The sequence below is a fragment of the Pseudomonas sp. WJP1 genome (genome assembly GCF_028471945.1).
Taxonomy (GTDB): domain Bacteria; phylum Pseudomonadota; class Gammaproteobacteria; order Pseudomonadales; family Pseudomonadaceae; genus Aquipseudomonas.
On record NZ_CP110128.1, the window covers coordinates 3,035,131 to 3,051,833 of the forward strand.

Here is a 16,703-nt window from a genome sequence, read left to right on the forward strand (position 1 = left end):
GTTGGCAAGGAGCGACTTCATCAGCGTAACCGGCGGTTTTTCAGCAGTCGCCAGAGCAGCGGCCAACCGAAGATCAGGGGGAAGCGGCGCAACCTGTGGGTCACGACGACGGATTCACCCAAGTGGCGCTCCAGCTTCCAGATCAGGTAGTCGACACCGTTTTCGAAGGTGAAGAAGGATTTGACCAGCCGCGCTACGTTCAAGGTTCTCCCCTGAACCCGCCTTAATCTCCACGCTCGCTCATTATCTCGACGCGTTGCGGCGGGGCTAAGGTTGCGATAACTATCCTCTTCGCCCGCACAGCTTGCCAAGTGCTTCACAGCAGGCGCGGCGGCTCGGGTAATGCGCGAATAATAGGTCCTGTCATGCCTGACGAGCTGCCCGGGGCGATCGGCTGATTCGGGGCGCAGCTCGGCCCCGTATGTCAGCGACAGTGCCCTAACCCATAGTGTGTAGCTGTCGAATCGATCCGGTAGATTGGCGACGCAGTGGCCCATCAGCGTCACCACGGCTTGAGCCAATGCGAGATGGATACGCCCCTGCGTATCCTCGTCCTTGAAATAAACGAGTCGGCAGGGCTGGGCGAAACGGGCCCAGAGGTAGCTTTGAAACCACGAACGGGTACCCACCTCGAAGTCCTGCAGCGACAGGAGGGCGCATTTGGCATGGAGTATTTGCCCATCGGGCGCAGGCGTCCTGACGAGGATCACAGTGGGAGGGAGCCAAGCATTGGCGAGTTGCTGCACGCGCTTTGGATGAGCGTGAGCGTAGCTGTCGACCAGCGCATAAAAGTCGACAATGCCATCGGTGAGGTCGCCGTTGCGCAGGCATGAACCGTAGACCAGCAGCGCCACCAATGCGTCACCCAGGCGTATGTGCAATGCCTGGACAATCCTGTCCAGCTCGCCGGGCATCGGCTGCGCGCATTGCTCCCTGACCAGTTCGAGCAGGTCCGCTGGGGGCGGGGGAGAATCAGTGGCTCGCATGGGATCTCAATTGTCCTAAAAGGTCATGAAGCGGATCGGGTCCGTGGCGGCGAGCGTGATCGTGCCCTGTGCTGCAAAAATTTCCCCGTCCAGCACGTACTCGTCGGCACCACCGAGATCCATCCGGGTGAAATTGTGGCTGTAGTAACCATCCTGCTCTTTGATCATCGAGCAGGCCCGCCCCCGGAGCAGGAACGGCAGGATGAGGGCCAGTCGCCTGGGTCGATGCGCAATGGCGGTTAAATGAACAGGCTGCTGTTCGGTGCCCCAATAAGGCCTGCTCCCGGCCAGGAGCCTGTTCAGGGTCGTGGCAAACACCAACAGCCAGTCGCCTTCCCAGACGCCGCGATGGGTGTCCAGGCGAGCAGGCAATGCCGGGAATAGATCGTGTGGCAATTTTCTCAGCGCTGAGAGCAGCATTCGGCCGAAAGCCAGCAACGGCCCCAGTGCCCCGGGTACGCGCTTGGGCCGCAGCTCCCGATGGTAGTAGCGCACGCCGTTCACAACAGCACCAATGGCGAAGAACATTCCGAATCGCGGCCCTTGGTACAGCGAGCCATCCACCCGAAGCGCCGCGCGCGATACGATTTTTGGCGCGGCGCAATTCCCGGCGAGCCAGGCGGATAAGCTCCTCAGGGCCTTTTCGGCGCTCAGGCGCGCGCCCAGATCGATCGCACTCATGTTAGTGGTGCCGCCCGGAATAACCAGAACGGTGGGTAGGCCTGCAGGCTCGCGACCCAGCAGAATGGATAGGGCGGCTTGCAGGGTTCCGTCGCCGCCCAGGATCACCAACAGGTCACTTTCCCTCAGCTGGAAATGGCACACGGCATGGGCGATCTCCTGGGACGTGGTCGCTTCGAGCATGACCGCACCGGGTACGTTGCGAGCGAGCAGGCGGAACCTGGGCAAGGCGCGTCGCAGGGTGCCGCTGCAAGGATTGAGCACAATCGCGACTTTCCCGGGCCGCGCGCAGGCTTCATGCATCATTGAGGCCCGAGCGGGGCGCGAACATCCGCACGATCAAGCGGTCGCGTTCGGCGGCCATGTCGATGCGGCTAAGCCAGGGCTGGGGCGGCTGTCCCCGGTGCTTCAAGACAATGGCGGACATTGAGCGAACCCCCAGGATCAGCGTCGAGAGGCAGGTCCAGACGGCCACCCAAATCAACGCCGTGTCATGGGCATCCACCGCCCATAAGCAGGTCAATATGAGCAAATTGGGATTACGCCGCGCGGTGACCAGCCTGTTGAGTGAGTCGAACGGGCGCCAGAGAAACAGCGAAAAAGGCGCAGCGAACTTGAACGCAGCTTCGCACAGCCGACCCGCGACATAGCCCAGGCAAATGGCCCAGAGCACCGGGTCGAGGGGTATGTCCGAGTCCCAGGTGGCCTCATAGCCCAATCCCCACGCGATATACCAGAGCGGCGGGTGAATCAGGTCCAGGCCATGGTCGAAAATGTTTCCGAAGCGAGTGGAGGTCACGGTGACGCGTGCCAGCTTGCCATCCACCGTATCCAGGAACGTCATCAACCAGCCAGCCAGCAGGCCAGCACCAAATAGTCCATGCCAGAACAGAAAGCCTGCGGCGATGGCCAGGACATAGCTTGCCGCAGTCACCTGATTGGGACTGAGGCCCCGCCGCACGCACCAGACGGTGGCCCAGCGAGCCGGGACAGGCCAGATCGCCCGGGTGATGAAGTCGGTGACGCCTTTGTAGGAACCGTTGAACAGCGACTTCTCAAGATGAGCCTGATTGGCGGCGGTGATTTGCGCGACCCACGGCGGATCGAATTTGCGCAGTTGTGTCTGCATCGCGGTGGCCACGGTGCCGGGAACCACTTTGCGTAATCCGGCGACGGCGTCGCTGTCCAGGCTGGGCGAGTGTGCGAGGCGTTCGACATGGGTGTGGGCCGCGACGATGGCACCGGTCCGCGGGTCCTGTAGCGCGACCTCAGGTGTTGCCAGCAGCCCCTGGAGCACGCGGTCATCGTAAAGGTAATCCTCGCGCAGCAGGACGACCTCGCCCTGGGCCGGCAACGGATCGTGCGCGTTGCACAGATAGGCGTCGGGAAACTTTGCGAGCATACGGCCCACTCGCTCCCTGGAAGTCAGGCCCCACAGCCGAACCGGGCAGCTACAGATCAGGTAAACGGGAGTCTTCATGGTTGTGCCTGTGCCGAATCACGTTGATTGAAGGAGCGGGCGCCAACGCCCTGTCCATTGAACAGCATGACGGTTTCAATGACTGCCCCGGTCGAGATACCCCACCATCACGATAGCCACGGCGAGCAAGACCAGTGCCGGCCCCAACGTAGTGATCAGGATGTTCATTTTTAGCAGTAGACCGAGGTTTACGATGATCTGATTACTGACATAGACCATTAACCCGACCAACGCACCCAAGGCCAGCCGTGCACCCAGGTTGGGCGAACGCGGTTGTGCAAAGGCAAACGGGATGGCGAACAGGATCATCGCCAGGGTCAGGATCGGGCGCCCGAGCTTTTGCCACATCGCCATTTCGTATTGCGCCGAGGGCTGGCCGGAGCCCTTGAGGTACGCGATGTAGCGATAGAGCTGGCGAGCCGACAGGCTTTCGGTCGGCAGCGTGATCTCGCCCAACCGTGCTCCGCCAAAAATCGAGTGCCAAGGCATATGATCGAGTTGTTGCGTCGTTTCAGCGCCCTGGTCCCACTGTTTCACCTGGACCTTGTTCAAACGCCATTGGCCTGCTTCCAGTATGTCCGCCGACTCTGCAAAGATGTAGGAAACCAGTGAACGCTCATTGTCGAACCTGAAAATCTCGATATTGACCGGCAACCGTTTGTGCGCAAGATTGCCAATACGTACGATCTGATCGTCCTGTCGAGCCCATACACTGCCTTGATCGTTGCTGGCCTGCGCGCCGGCGGCGATCGCTTCGTTGCGCAGTTCCAGGCCATTTTGCTGCAGGGGAGAGGCCACCCATTCATCCAGCGCCGCCCATGACAGCGCCAAAGCGAGGCCGGCCAGCGTCGCCGTGAACCCGATCCGGGCAATCGACAGCCCGGTGGCGCGCATGACCGTCAGTTCCCGGGTGGCTGACAATTGACCCAGCGCGGCAATGCCGCCAAGCAGGGCGATAAAGGGGCCAAGCTCGACCACGCGGCGTGGCAGCGTCAGGAACACGACTTCGATGGCCTGGCTCAACCGGTACCCGCCAGGCTCCACGTCGTCAAGTTCACCCACCAGGTCGAGCGTACTGAACAACGGTAGCAGCAGCGCTGCCGCCGCCGCGAAACCGAAGAAAACATGGCGGGTAATGTAGCGATCGAGGATTTTCATCGGTAGCCGAACCGAAAATTTGCCAGGTCACGCGCCAGGAAAACCAGGAGGGCCAGGCTCATCAGCAACGGTACGGTCCACAAACCCGGATACAAGGGCAGGGTGCTGTTGCCCACCATCGTCTTGCAGATGTCCGCTGCGTAGTAGATCAAGGCGAAGACCGCGGTCACGGGCAGCAGGGTCGCGAATCGTCCCTGCCGGGGGCGGGTGCGGCTCAACGGAATGGCGAGCAGTGCAAGTATCGTAGCGCTTACGCCCCGCGTCTGGCGCCATTGCAATTCGGCCTTGTCCGAAGGCGCGCTGGAAGCCTTCAACACGTCGTTGGGAGCCGCCTTGCGCTTACCTTCGGCGGCCCGTTCGATGGGCAGCAAGTGCAGTCGCATGTGCTCGAACTTTTCCGAAATGTCCCGTGAAGCACTGTGCTTGAGCAAATAGGAATGGCCTTGCGTAAGCTCCACGATCGGATCGTCTGGATCCGGATCGAGGATGCGCGCTTGTTCGGCGCGAAATACACGGGTTTTCGAGTCACCCGGATCATAGATCAGCACATCGTGGAGCCGGCCATCGGTCCGGTCGATCCGTTCCGCCAGAATCATCCTGCCGTTGTCGTTGTTCAGGTTGAATCGCTGCGCTTGCAGATGATTGACGTCCAGGTCCGTTCGTGATTGCTGTTCCAGTACATAGGCCTGCGTATAAGCCCAGGGGCGCCCATAGAGCGAAAGCATCGCCACCGCCAGCGAGACCGGTATGGCCAGCAGCAGGACAGCCCGGTAGATCCGTAGCGGGCTTGCACCCGAAGCCGCTATCGCGATGATCTCCGAATCATGGCACAGGCGTCCGACCGCCAGGGTCACCGAGGCATATAAAGCCACCGGCACCAGCATTTCGAGGGCAATCAGGACCTTGTAGAACACCATCTCCAGCACGTCTTGCATCGCGAGCGTTCCCTCGACGGCGTCAGCGAGATAGCGCTCTGCGGAATAACTGGCAAAGATAAACACCAGGATGCTGACCATGACGATCACCGGCCGGCGGATCTCGGCGATCACGTACCGTTCGATCAGGAACATGTCCTGGATCCTGACCTTGCGCCGTGCCCGGACCGTGCTCGCGCGATCGGGCATTCCTGCCGTCCAGATCCATCAGGTATCGTTCGGTATCGACTGATTTCTCTGGGCATGAAACCTCTCCACCATTTGATAATCCAGCGGTGAATCGACATCGATGGCGGCCTCCGCGAAGGGCATGATCACCGCCCCGAGACTCACTCCCAACCTGTCGGAAAGCTGTTGCAGCGCTTGTTCCAGGGTCAACCGACCCAACAGATAGCGCAGTATTCCCGCAAAGCCCAGAGCGCCGGCGACGACCCGCCTGGGATGCTTGCGATCGTTTTCGACCCGTTGCCAGAAGCTGGCGAGGCGTCGAGCATCGTCTGTCATGAAGGCGAACAGGTTGCTGCCGCAATACGGGCCACCGCGCAGCCGGATGCCGGTGCGGCGGGTGCCTGGAAAACGAGCCAGCACGGTGTCCAGTGGTGTCACCGCCACCACAAAGTCATGGCCGCTTGCAGTCGCTTGTTGTAGAAAATAGTCGACCATCTCCCGGCAGAGCAGCGCATGGTCCGCTGTAGTCACCAACACGGGGCTGTCTGCCGGTTGGCGCGCCAGCGCCAGCGCCGCGCTGGCACTAGGGGAGCTGGCGGGTTCCAGCCAACTGACTGTGGCGGTGTCCAGCAGTCGTGTCATCGAGGCATCTTGCGCCAGTAAATTGCGCGCAGGGCCCACGAGCACGATTCGGTCGATACGGTCAGTGGCTGCCAACGCCTCGACTACGCGACGGACCATGGGTACACCCGCCACCGGTGCCAATGCCTTGCAGCAAGTCCCGGCCATGGCGGCAACGGGATCGGCCGGGCCCCTGTCAGCCGCCAGGACCAAAGCGGTGAACTGACGGACCTCAAATTCGTTTTTCATAGATCCGGTAGCGCTTGTAGGAGGTGGCACCGATTTGATCGAGAATCTTGCGCATGACCGCATTCGATTCCAGGATCCAGGACATTTCCAGGGCTTCTATGCCGCGTTTAACGAAGGGTGGCTTGAGCGCTTCGATCAATAGCAAGGCGAGTGCAGGCCCCAATCGGCTGAATTGGTAAGTCTGCTTGACGCCCATCAGGGGCACGCGTGCAGTCCGCGGGCCCTTGACATAGAGCCGCCACAGCAGCCGCAGCCAGCCAAAGGGCAGCAAGCGCCCGTTGAGCGAGGCGATCGCCTCGTTGATGTTCGGCATGGCCACGATAAACGCGCAGGGTTCGCCGTCGACTTCGGCGATGTACAGCAGGTCTTTGGGGACCAGTAGCCGCAATTGGCTGCCAAGCTCGTAGAATTCGGATTCGGTGAAGGGTACGAAACCCCAGTTACGGCTCCAGGCGTCATTGAAAATTTCTCGCAGAATGCGCATGTCTCGCCGGAACTGACGGGGGGCCAGGGGCCTGATCACCACGCGTTTGCGCTCGCGCGCCATCATCGCCGACAAGGCCGGTGGGAAATGCAATTGGTCGGTGCGCATCCAGTAGGCGAGCAGATCCTTGGCTTGCCGGTAGCCCAGGGCAGCGAGCCTTTGGTCATAAAAACGCTGTCCGTGTCCCATCATGGCGGACGGGGGATGATCGAATCCCTCCACCAGCAGCCCGCTTTCCTGGTTGATGGTCAGGTTGAAGGGGCCTGTGATGCGTGCAGCGCCACGTTCACGCAGCCAGGCCTCTGCCGCCGCGAACAGGCTGTCGAAAACAGCGGGGTCGTCCACGGCTTCCAGCATCCCGAAGTGCCCCGAATCGTCGCCGTGCAATTGCCGGTGAAGGGTGTCGACCTGTGCGGTGATACGCCCCACGACTTCAGTTCCCGACCAGGCCAGCCACGCCTGCCATGTCAGATGAGGGGATGCCGGATTCTTTGCAGAAAGGAGTTCATGGCGCTCGTAATGGATAGGTTCGATCCAGCAAGGATCGTTGCGATACAGGGTCCCCGGGAAACTGATGAATGTCTCGAGATCCAGGCGTGAGAGGACAGGGCGCGTAATGATTGGCAACTTCTTATTGATCATCATTGGCCACAAAAGTCCATAGCAGTTGAACTCGCATCTCTTTCTTAGTGCCTGGCAGAGCGTAGCTGAAGTATTGGCGCACGGTGCGCGTGCAGCAAATATAGGTGCCTGTGCTTCAGTAAGCGCTTAGTAATCAACGCACTTTGCGACAATCGTCGTGTTTGAGAACGAGGTGCTATTGCGATGCTCGAAACTCGCCGGTCGTCGCTCACCCGGGAAAAAATTTGCGCTCACCCAGATGCCGATTAGTATTGCGTTAGGCTTTGTAATTAATTGAAAAGGCTAAGCCGGATATCCTGGGGCCAGGACCCCATGGAAACGGTTTTGAGGGCAGTAGAACGGCACGTGTTTTACTGGCGCAGGTGATCATTCCGCTATTTGACTTGTCCTTACTTGGCTAAATGGATGGGTGTTTTGTTATGTCTGCGACCCTTTCAAACCAGGCACTCACCCAACGTCTAGCGGACTTTTCCACGCTGGTGGAAGCACTCGATTATGCCGCTTCAGGTCATACCGGCTTGAACTTCTACGACAGGCATTGCCACTTGGATGCAGCGCTCGAATACGCGACGCTCAGAAGTAATGCGGTCGCGATTGCACAGCGGCTACTTGGGCTCAAGTTGAAGAAAGGCGATCGGGTCGCGCTGATCGCCGATACGCACCCCAGCTTTATCGAGTCCTTTTTTGCCTGCCAATACGCCGGCCTGATCGCCGTTCCGCTTCTGGTTCCGTCCAGCCTGGGAAGCCATCGTCCTTACGTGGACAAGTTGAAAGGGCTGTTCGCCAACTGCACACCCGCGGCCGTTTTAGGGTTGGAGGAATGGCTTCCCTATATCCGCGAAGCGCTGGGGGACACCCGCCAGGTGTTCGTCGGGTCTGTTCAGAAATTGGGCGAATTGCCTGCGGTGCAGGCGCTTCCCAGCGTCTTGCCGGAGGACATCGCCTACTTGCAATACACGTCCGGCAGTACCCGCTTTCCTCGTGGCGTGATCATTACCCAGCGTGCGGTGATGGCCAACATCAGGGGCATCGTCGTGGACGGTGTCGGTGTTCGCGCAGGGGACCGATGTGCCTCCTGGTTGCCCTTTTATCATGACATGGGGCTGGTGGGTTTTGTCTTGGCGCCTATGGCAGCGCAACTGACTGTCGACTACTTGCACACCCGGGATTTTGCCACCCGGCCCGGGCAATGGCTCAAGCTTATCAGCCAGAATCGGGTGACTGTCTCGGTATCTCCGCCGTTTGGCTATGACCTGTGTACCCGGCGAGTCCGGGACCTGGAAAAAGCTGCGCTGGATCTCCGCTGTTGGCGTGTCGCGGGGATCGGTGCAGAACCGATTCGGGCATCGGTGTTAAGCCGTTTCGCCAATTGTTTTCTTGATACCGGATTCGATCCGGCCGCCTTCACGCCTTGCTACGGTCTGGCGGAAAGCACACTTGCCGTCAGCTTTGCCCGCCGCGGGGTAGGGGTGCAGGTGGATCATGTGGTTCGCCAGGTATTGGAGCATCAGTTCAGGGCGCAGGTGTGCACGGCCGATGATTCGGCAACCTGCACCTTTACCAACTGTGGCGCCCCTTTGCCCGGTCATTGTGTGGAAATCCGCAATGCTGCGGGGCTGGTGCTGGCGGAGCGGGAAGTGGGGCATATATTCGTTCAGGGTCCCAGCGTAATGTCAGGATATTTCAATGACTCGCCAAGCACGCAGATGGCCTTGAAAGCCGACTGGCTGGACACCGGCGACCTGGGGTACCTGTCCCGAGGCGAACTCCATATCACCGGACGGCGCAAGGATTTGCTGATTGTCCGCGGTAGAAACATCTGGCCGCAGGATATCGAATACCTGGTGGAGTCCGAAGCCGAACTGAGACCGGGCGATGCCATCGTATTTGTCGTGCCCGGCGATGATGAGCCTCAGGTGGTGGTCCAGGTTCAATGTCGCATCCGTGAACCGGAAATTCGCGAACGCCTGGTCCGTACCCTGGTCGCGAAGATCATCAGTGAGTTCGGCCTGGCTACTGACGTGCACCTTGTACCGCCTCACTCGCTGCCTCGAACCTCCTCGGGCAAACCTTCCCGTGCCGAAGCCCTGGAACGATTCATGGCCCAGGCGAACACCGACCTTCCTTATCCGGCACTGGAGGAGACGTGAGTGCTCGCGTTGTTTCGCTCACTGGCGCGACTGGCTTCATAGGCAGTGTCCTACGCGAACGACTCGTCACCCGTGGTGTGGAGGTCCGTGCCTTGGCTCGCACCAGGGGAGGAACGGCAGAGGATGGAACAACGTGGATCAGGGGAACACTGGAAGACCGGCAGGCCCTCGCCGAGCTCACCAAGGGGGCGGATGCCGTCATTCATTGCGCAGGCAAGGTCCGGGGCAGGAATGCCCGAGACTTCGACGCGGTCAATGTGCAGGGCAGCAAGCGCTTGATGGAGGCGACGCGGCTGGGTGGCAGTTGCGAGCGTTTCCTGTTGATTTCGTCCCTTGCCGCCAGGCATCCGACATTGTCCTGGTACGCCGCTTCCAAACTCGAAGGTGAACGGCAGGTCAAGGCCGCTGCCGGGGCGATCCCCGTGTGTATTTTCAGGCCGACCGCCGTGTATGGACCGGGCGATCGCGAGTTGCGTCCGGTGTTCGAGTGGCTTCTACGCGGCTGGCTGGTGACCCTCGGTCGAGACGATTCACAGTTCAGCTTTCTCCACGTGGACGATTTGGTCAGTGCCGTCATGCAGTGGCTGGATTCACCTGTCGTGCAATCGCAGACCTTTGAGTTATGTGACGGCCGGGTGCAGGGGTACGACTGGGCAAGCCTGGCCAGCATCGCCACCGACATCCGCAATGCGCCGGTACGGCAAGCGGTAGTGCCTGCCTCGGTATTGAAAGCAATCGCACGGGCTAACCTGGTGCTGTCTCGTTTCACCCGGCAGGCGCCTATGCTGACCCCCGGTAAGGTCAATGAACTGATGCACCCTGACTGGACTTGCAGCAATGCCCGCATTAGCGCGACATTGGGCTGGGAGCCCCGGATTCTGTTACCGCAAGCGTTGCGCAATCACCTGTTTTGAACGCGCGAAGAGCCACTGAACCCAAGGAGACCTTCGATGATCACACAAGAAACGATACTCGAAAGGGTGATGATGCTCATCGTGCGGTTCGCACCTCCAGGAACGCCAATCAACCCCAATACCGACCTGGCCCAGGACCTGGGAATGGAATCGATCAAGGTGATGGACATGCTGATGGAACTGGAAGACGAGTTCGACATCTCGATCCATCTCAATATCCTGATGGATGTGCGCACACCTAAGCAGTTGGCTGACGCCATTCTCAACCTGATGGAGCACGCCAATGGGACTCTTTGACAAGTTCGGCAAGCTGGCCGCCGAGCGCGCCAGTCTCTGTGACTCACAGATCCATCCTTTTGGAATTCGCATCGATGAGATGTATTCCCCAACCGAGGGCTGTATTCAGGGGCAAAGGGTCATTCTGGCCGGCACCAATAATTATCTCGGGCTGACGTTCGACCCCGATAGCATCAAGGCGGCGCAGCGCTCACTGGAGCTTGAAGGCACCGGCACCACCGGCTCTCGCATGGCCAACGGCAGTTATGCCGGGCACAGCGCGCTGGAGGACGAACTGGTTGATTTCCTGGGGCGGCGTTCCGTCATTGTGTTCTCGACCGGGTATGTCGCCAACCTGGGCGTCATCGGAACGCTGGCGGGTGCGCGCGAGGTGGTGCTGCTTGACGCCGACTGCCACGCGAGCATCTACGACGCCTGCAAGCTGGGAGGTGCGGAGATCATCCGTTTTCGCCATAACGATGTCGCTGATCTGGAACGGCGCATGGTCCGCCTCGGCGACCGCGCGCGGGAAGCGATCATCCTGGTGGAAGGGATCTACAGCATGCTCGGTGACCAGGCTCCGCTCAGGGAAATAGTCGAGGTCAAGCGTCGCCTCGGCGGTTACCTGCTGGTTGACGAGGCGCATTCCTTTGGCGTCCTGGGGGCCAACGGGCGAGGGCTGGCCGAGGAGTTGGGCGTGGACTCGGAGGTGGACATCCTGTTGGGCACGTTCAGCAAGAGCCTGGGCGCCGTCGGCGGATTCGCCGCCTGTCATGACGGGCAAATGGACCTGCTTCGCTACGCCAGCAGACCCTATATTTTTACCGCTTCACCCGCCCCCTCGGCGATTGCCTCGGTAAGATCGGCGCTTGCGGCCATCAAGGAACGCCCGGAGCTGCGGCATCAGCTGTGGTCGAACGCCCGGCGGCTTTATCAAGGTTTGGCAGAGTCAGGCTACCAGTTGGGGCCGCAGGCCAGCCCCGTGATTGCCGTCATGCTGAAGTCGCCTCACGAGGGCCTGGCCGTCTGGCGGGGGCTGATGGAGAGGGGCGTCTATGTCAATCTGGTCCTTCCTCCCGCGACACCCGGCGCCGTCACCCTGGTGCGTTGCAGCGTCAGTGCAGCCCATACACCTGAACAAATAGACCGGATCATCGAGGCCTTCGCTTCACTGCGTGGCCCGATGGGCCTGGTCACAGCGGGCGCTTGATGAGTGTCGCGAGCTGTCGGTGAGCTAATCTTTACCTACGTCATAGTGAACGACAGTCATGCGGATTATTTTTGCCTTTGGCCGCTCCTATCCGGCCCGCACCGTGCTGATGCTCCTGAGTCTGCTGTTGGCAGGGGTGGTTGAAAGCGTCAGCCTGAGCGCAATGCTGCCCCTGATATCGGCCGTGCTTGAGGACCAGCCCCATTCAAAGCTGGCGGTCCAGGTCTTCGCGATCATGGACTCGATAGGCCTGGAACCCACGATCGCGAACATGCTGGTGATCATCGTCGTGGGCATGACGCTGAGTAACCTGCTGATATTGCTGGGCAATCGACAGGTCGGCTACACCGTGGCGCATGTGGCAACCGACCTGCGTATTGACCTGATCAAGGCGTCGTTGGGCAGCCGCTGGGAATATTATCTACGCCAACCCGCCGGAGCGCTGGCCAACGCCGTGGCAACCGAAGCCTACCGCGCTTCCACCGCCTATGAGCACGCGGCCAATATGCTGGCGCTGGGTATCCAGGCCGCGGCCTACGCGATCATTGCGCTTTTTGTCTCCTGGCAGGCGGCGATCCTGTCATTGCTGATCGGCTTTGTGCTGCTGGTGGCTGTGCGGGGACTGGTAAAGACATCGCGGCGGGTGGGCAAAAGCCAGACCCGACTGATGCGCGAGCTGCTGGTCTACCTGACAGACACGCTTGCTTCGGTGAAACCGCTCAAAGCCATGGCCCGCGATGACATCGCCGATTCTTTGCTGCGCGGTCACGCCGGCGAGCTGAACACGGCACTGGAACGCGAAGTGATGAGCCGCGAAACACTGAGGGCCCTGCAGGAACCCATGCTTGCGATCCTTGCCGCGGCGGGTCTCTACGCGGGGCTGGTCATCGGCGGTATGCCGCTGTCTTCGGTGATGGTGCTGATCTTCGTGGTGGTGCGCATGCTGGGGCTGCTGCACAAGGCGCAGCAGCGCTATCACCGGATGGCCGCGCAGGAGAGCGCCTACTGGGCCATCAACGAGTCGATCGACAACGCTATCGCCGATGCCGAACCTGTCGGAGGGACTTGCACGCCTTCCCTGAAGCGGCAAATCGTTTTCGACAATGTCAGCTTTGGCTACGGGGGGCGGCAGGTCCTTGACAGCGTGTCGCTGAACTTTCCGGTCGGTTCATTCACCACCATGATCGGTCCTTCCGGTGCAGGCAAGACCACCGTGCTCGACCTGATCTGTTCGCTGCTCGCGCCGCAGGCTGGACGCATCAGGGTAGACGACTGTGACTTGCATGACCTTGACAGGAGGGCCTGGCGCCGAATGATCGGCTATGTCACACAAGAAACCTTGCTGCTGCACGATAGCGTCCTGGCGAACGTCACGTTGGGAGACAAGGCCTTGAATGCCGCCGACGCCGAGCGCGCGCTCCGCCAGGCCGGTGCATGGCAGTTTGTGCAGGAGTGTCCTGGCGGGCTGCAATCGATCGTAGGCGAGCGCGGTGCCAAACTCTCGGGCGGTCAACGGCAGCGTATCGTCATCGCGCGTGCCCTGGCCCATCGCCCCAGGCTTCTGATCCTGGACGAAGCCACCAGTGCACTCGACCCGGAATCGGAGGTCGAGATATGCCAGGTGCTGAAAAATCTGACCCCTGGCATCACTGTCATCGCGGTATCCCATCGCCCTGCCATGATCCGCATTGCTGATCAGATTCTCGAGGTGCGAGACGGCAAGGTGTTGGCCATACACAATGCCGTCGATCCGGACGGCACCCGGGCTGACGAGGCGAAAGCCTGAAGTCTGGACATCTACGCTGGATACGCAGTTTGATCAAAAGAGCAGGGGGGGGGCGTCACCCCCATCCACGTGAGGGGGAGAGTGGACAGGCAGTAATGGGTAGGCTGTTGGCAGGACACATTCGAGGGACATTGAATGACAGCGCCAAGTGGTTTACCCGCAGGAAAAAGACGCAAGAACACCCAGCAAGTCTGGACTCGGGTCATCGGCATGCCGCACGTGCGTCGAGCGGATCGTCCCGATCGCGATGCCCGGGCTTTTCTGCGCATTCTCAACATGGCGACGCGCCTGCGCCCGGTCGAGCACTATTCGCTGCGCGCATTGCGTGAAGTCTGGCGCCTGAGCTCGCTGGCCCTGGGGCAACAGCCCCCGGTCGCCACCGTGATCGAGACGGTCATCGACGGCCCGGGCGGGCCCATCGAGTTACGTATTTTCAAACCTCATGAAACCGATCAGCTGCTGCCTGCGTTCCTTTGGTGCCACGGCGGCGGATTTGTGGTCGGTGGCCTGGATACCTGCGAATCGATTTGCCGCAGCACGACCCGCAACGCCAACTGCATCAGCATCGCTGTGCGCTATCGACTGGCGCCGGAGCATGATCTGGCAGCGGGGCGCGAGGATTGTCTCGCAGCGCTGCAATGGATTGCCGAGAACGGCGCGACGCTGGGTATCGATACCTCGCGACTGGCCATCGGCGGCGATTCGGCGGGTGGCAATATCTGCGCTGCCGTGGCCCAGCAAGCGTTGCGTAACGGCGGACCGGCGCTCTGCCTGCAGGTGCTGGCTTATCCTGCGACCGACCTGGTGCAGGAGTTTCCTTCATTCGCAGAGAATGCCGAAGGCTTCATGATCACGGACAGGCTGCTGGCGCAGATCAATCAGACTGTGGCCGGCTCACTCCATTCGCTCAATCCCGAAGAACCTTGGCTGTCCCCGCGTCGCAGTCAGGATATGCGGGGCTTGCCACCGGCGCTGGTCATCAGTGCGGGGTTCGACCCGATCCGCGACGACGGGCTGGACTATAGCGCTCGCTTGCGTGCAGCCGGGGTGCCGGTGGAGCTTTTGCATTACGCGGGCCAGTTCCATGGCTTCCTGAATTTCGACGCCGTCATCGGCGCCGGCGGTGACGCCTTGCGACGTATCGGCGAGTCACTGGCGGGTGCCTTTCGCACCGAGCCCGCGCCGGATCGCACGCTGGAAATTGCCGACAGGGCAGCCGCGCAACCCTCACGCCTGTGCGCGGCGATGGGGGAGCTGTCGACGTCGAGCCTGATGGTCTCGGTCGCAACCGAACGCTGGACCGGCACGCTCCTGCGCCAGGTTTCTCCGGTTTGTGCCAGCACCCTGCGGGTGGCACTGCGGCCCTGGAGCGCGCCCTTGTCTTTGATGCGCCGCCGGCTGAGCGCACGGCTCGATCGGCGGATCGCGCACCAGACCTATCCACAAGCGTAAAGCTGAGCAGGAGTATTGCCATGGGCATTCTTGATCCATTTCATATCTGGCGTGAAGCAATCGGCCTGGTCGAGGGCGAAATCAACTCGCTGGCTGCGAGAAAGCTCGAGTCGGCGGAAGTCGCCAAGGCCGTCAACCAGTTTTCCAAGGTATCGCTGGGTGTCCAGCATGTGTTCGACCGGTCGTTCGCCAGTGCATTGCGCCGCCTGGAGCTGCCCAGCCGGTCTGAAGTCGATGCGCTGGCAACCGCTGTGCAGCGCATCGAAGACAAGCTCGATCGACTGCTGCCAGCGCCCCTCAATGATGCGCTTGTACCTCGGCCGTCACGCGCCCGTCAGCCATCACCGCCGCCTGCGCCGAAAACAGTGAAACGAACCCTTAAACCGGCTACCCGGCGTGCGCCCAAGGAGGATTGAATGATGGCTGCAACGCAACCGCATCAAGGTCACGTCCGCGCCCTCGCGGGCCGACTCTGTACCGAGGTCGACCGGATGGTCCAGCGTCGGCTCAAGGGGCTCGAGTTCCTCGGTTCGCCCGGCCCCGCAATGGGCAAGACGCCCCGGACGTTATTGCACCGGCGGGGCACGCTGGGCCTGTATCGGTATCACCCGACCTGCCAGGACGTGTATCGGGTGCCATTGCTGTTGGTGATGGCCCCCACCAACAAGGCCTACATCTTCGACCTTGCCGAGCGCCAGAGCCTGATCGAGTTTCTCCTCGATCGCGGTTACGACGTCTATGTGATGGACTGGAATGCACCGACCCAGGCTGAGCGCACGCTGCGGGTTGAAGATTACGTGCTGGACTTCATTCCCGACTGCATGGCCCGGGTACAGGCAGACGCCGGGGTCGATCAGGTGACCTTGGCCGGTTACTGCATGGGCGGCGTGCTCTCGACCCTGTATGCGGCGCTGCATGTCGACGGCCCGCTGAAGAACCTCCTGTGCTTCACGACGCCGGTGGACTGGTCGCAGATGAGCTGGTCGCGAGGCATCGCCAATCAACGTTTTTTCGAGATCGACAAGCTGGTCGATACCGTGGGGATCATCCCCGGCGAGATGATCATGGCGGCGATCGACCTCCAGCGCCCCGCCAGCCGCATCGCCGGGCAACTGCGGCTGTGGGACAACATGTGGAACGACGCCTACGTCAGGCACCACCGGATGATGGTGGGCTGGGGCAACGATCACTTGCCGCTGGCCGGTGAGTACTACCGCCAGGTCATCAAGGAGTTGATGTGGAACAACAGCCTGCATGAGGGCAGCTTGCACATTTCCGGCCGCAAGATCGATCTGGCAAACATCAAGGTGCCCTTGCTGCACGTGATCGCCGAGCACGACTCGCTGGTGCCTCCAGCCTGTGCCCGACCGTTAGTGGAGAAGGTCGGATCGTTGGACAAGCAGGAACTGGTGTTGCCGGGCGGCCATGTCAGCCTGATAGCTGGGCCGGCTGCGAAACAACGCATGTGGCCGGCACTCGATGAATGGCTGGGGCAGCGCTCCCTGTAAGGC

At 60.9% G+C, this 16,703-nt stretch carries 15 protein-coding genes; 8 read left to right on the forward strand and 7 right to left on the reverse strand.

Translation table 11 applies throughout. The annotated features are described in order from the left end of the window. Positions 1 to 20: 20 nt before the first annotated feature. The 7 genes from OH720_RS13830 to OH720_RS13860 form a co-directional block, all read right to left on the reverse strand. Positions 21 to 914, reverse strand: coding sequence for a hypothetical protein (locus tag OH720_RS13830; protein ID WP_272606072.1), 894 nt, complete (start codon positions 912 to 914; stop codon positions 21 to 23). Positions 915 to 1,001: 87 nt separating this feature from the next. Continuing rightward, positions 1,002 to 1,973 (reverse strand): diacylglycerol/lipid kinase family protein, encoded by a 972-nt coding sequence (locus tag OH720_RS13835; RefSeq protein ID WP_336299068.1) that lies wholly within the window; start codon positions 1,971 to 1,973, stop codon positions 1,002 to 1,004. Then, the gene (locus OH720_RS13840) at positions 1,963 to 3,069 is read right to left on the reverse strand and encodes a CDP-alcohol phosphatidyltransferase family protein (RefSeq protein ID WP_272606073.1); all 1,107 of its coding nucleotides are present in this window, start codon (positions 3,067 to 3,069) and stop codon (positions 1,963 to 1,965) included. The genes OH720_RS13835 and OH720_RS13840 overlap by 11 nt, the downstream gene beginning before the upstream one ends. A gap of 153 nt (positions 3,070 to 3,222) precedes the next feature. Beyond that, complete coding sequence (lptG, locus tag OH720_RS13845; protein ID WP_272606074.1) at positions 3,223 to 4,305, reverse strand: LPS export ABC transporter permease LptG; 1,083 nt, start codon at positions 4,303 to 4,305, stop codon at positions 3,223 to 3,225. Then, positions 4,302 to 5,429: an LPS export ABC transporter permease LptF gene (gene lptF, locus OH720_RS13850; protein ID WP_336299069.1), complete on the reverse strand. Its 1,128-nt coding sequence runs from the start codon at positions 5,427 to 5,429 to the stop codon at positions 4,302 to 4,304. Before lptF ends, lptG begins: the two co-directional genes overlap by 4 nt. An 18-nt stretch (positions 5,430 to 5,447) precedes the next feature. Further along, a complete protein-coding gene (locus OH720_RS13855; protein ID WP_272606075.1) occupies positions 5,448 to 6,278 on the reverse strand; it encodes a nucleotidyltransferase family protein in 831 nt (276 codons plus the stop codon). Then, on the reverse strand, positions 6,262 to 7,191 hold the full coding sequence (locus OH720_RS13860) for an N-acetyltransferase (protein WP_272606076.1): 930 nt from the start codon (positions 7,189 to 7,191) through the stop codon (positions 6,262 to 6,264). The genes OH720_RS13855 and OH720_RS13860 overlap by 17 nt, the downstream gene beginning before the upstream one ends. 632 nt (positions 7,192 to 7,823) lie before the next feature. Here OH720_RS13860 and OH720_RS13865 point away from each other — a divergent pair. The 8 genes from OH720_RS13865 (at position 7,824) to OH720_RS13900 (ending at position 16,700) form a co-directional block, all read left to right on the forward strand. Further along, positions 7,824 to 9,554 (forward strand): fatty acyl-AMP ligase, encoded by a 1,731-nt coding sequence (locus tag OH720_RS13865; protein ID WP_272606077.1) that lies wholly within the window; start codon positions 7,824 to 7,826, stop codon positions 9,552 to 9,554. Continuing rightward, the gene (locus OH720_RS13870) at positions 9,551 to 10,468 is read left to right on the forward strand and encodes an NAD-dependent epimerase/dehydratase family protein (protein ID WP_272606078.1); all 918 of its coding nucleotides are present in this window, start codon (positions 9,551 to 9,553) and stop codon (positions 10,466 to 10,468) included. The genes OH720_RS13865 and OH720_RS13870 overlap by 4 nt, the downstream gene beginning before the upstream one ends. Positions 10,469 to 10,504: 36 nt before the next feature. Then, positions 10,505 to 10,765, forward strand: coding sequence for an acyl carrier protein (locus OH720_RS13875; RefSeq protein WP_272606079.1), 261 nt, complete (start codon positions 10,505 to 10,507; stop codon positions 10,763 to 10,765). Next, positions 10,752 to 11,954, forward strand: a complete 1,203-nt coding sequence (spt, locus tag OH720_RS13880; RefSeq protein ID WP_272606080.1) for a serine palmitoyltransferase — start codon at positions 10,752 to 10,754, stop codon at positions 11,952 to 11,954. Before OH720_RS13875 ends, spt begins: the two co-directional genes overlap by 14 nt. A gap of 58 nt (positions 11,955 to 12,012) precedes the next feature. Further along, positions 12,013 to 13,740, forward strand: coding sequence for an ABC transporter ATP-binding protein (locus tag OH720_RS13885; RefSeq protein ID WP_272606081.1), 1,728 nt, complete (start codon positions 12,013 to 12,015; stop codon positions 13,738 to 13,740). Positions 13,741 to 13,875: 135 nt separating this feature from the next. Continuing rightward, positions 13,876 to 15,192, forward strand: a complete 1,317-nt coding sequence (locus OH720_RS13890) for an alpha/beta hydrolase (protein ID WP_272606082.1) — start codon at positions 13,876 to 13,878, stop codon at positions 15,190 to 15,192. 20 nt (positions 15,193 to 15,212) lie between these two features. Continuing rightward, positions 15,213 to 15,608, forward strand: a complete 396-nt coding sequence (locus tag OH720_RS13895; RefSeq protein WP_272606083.1) for a phasin family protein — start codon at positions 15,213 to 15,215, stop codon at positions 15,606 to 15,608. Then, positions 15,609 to 16,700: an alpha/beta fold hydrolase gene (locus OH720_RS13900; protein ID WP_272606084.1), complete on the forward strand. Its 1,092-nt coding sequence runs from the start codon at positions 15,609 to 15,611 to the stop codon at positions 16,698 to 16,700. It abuts the gene before it with no gap. The last annotated feature ends 3 nt before the right edge of the window (positions 16,701 to 16,703 follow it).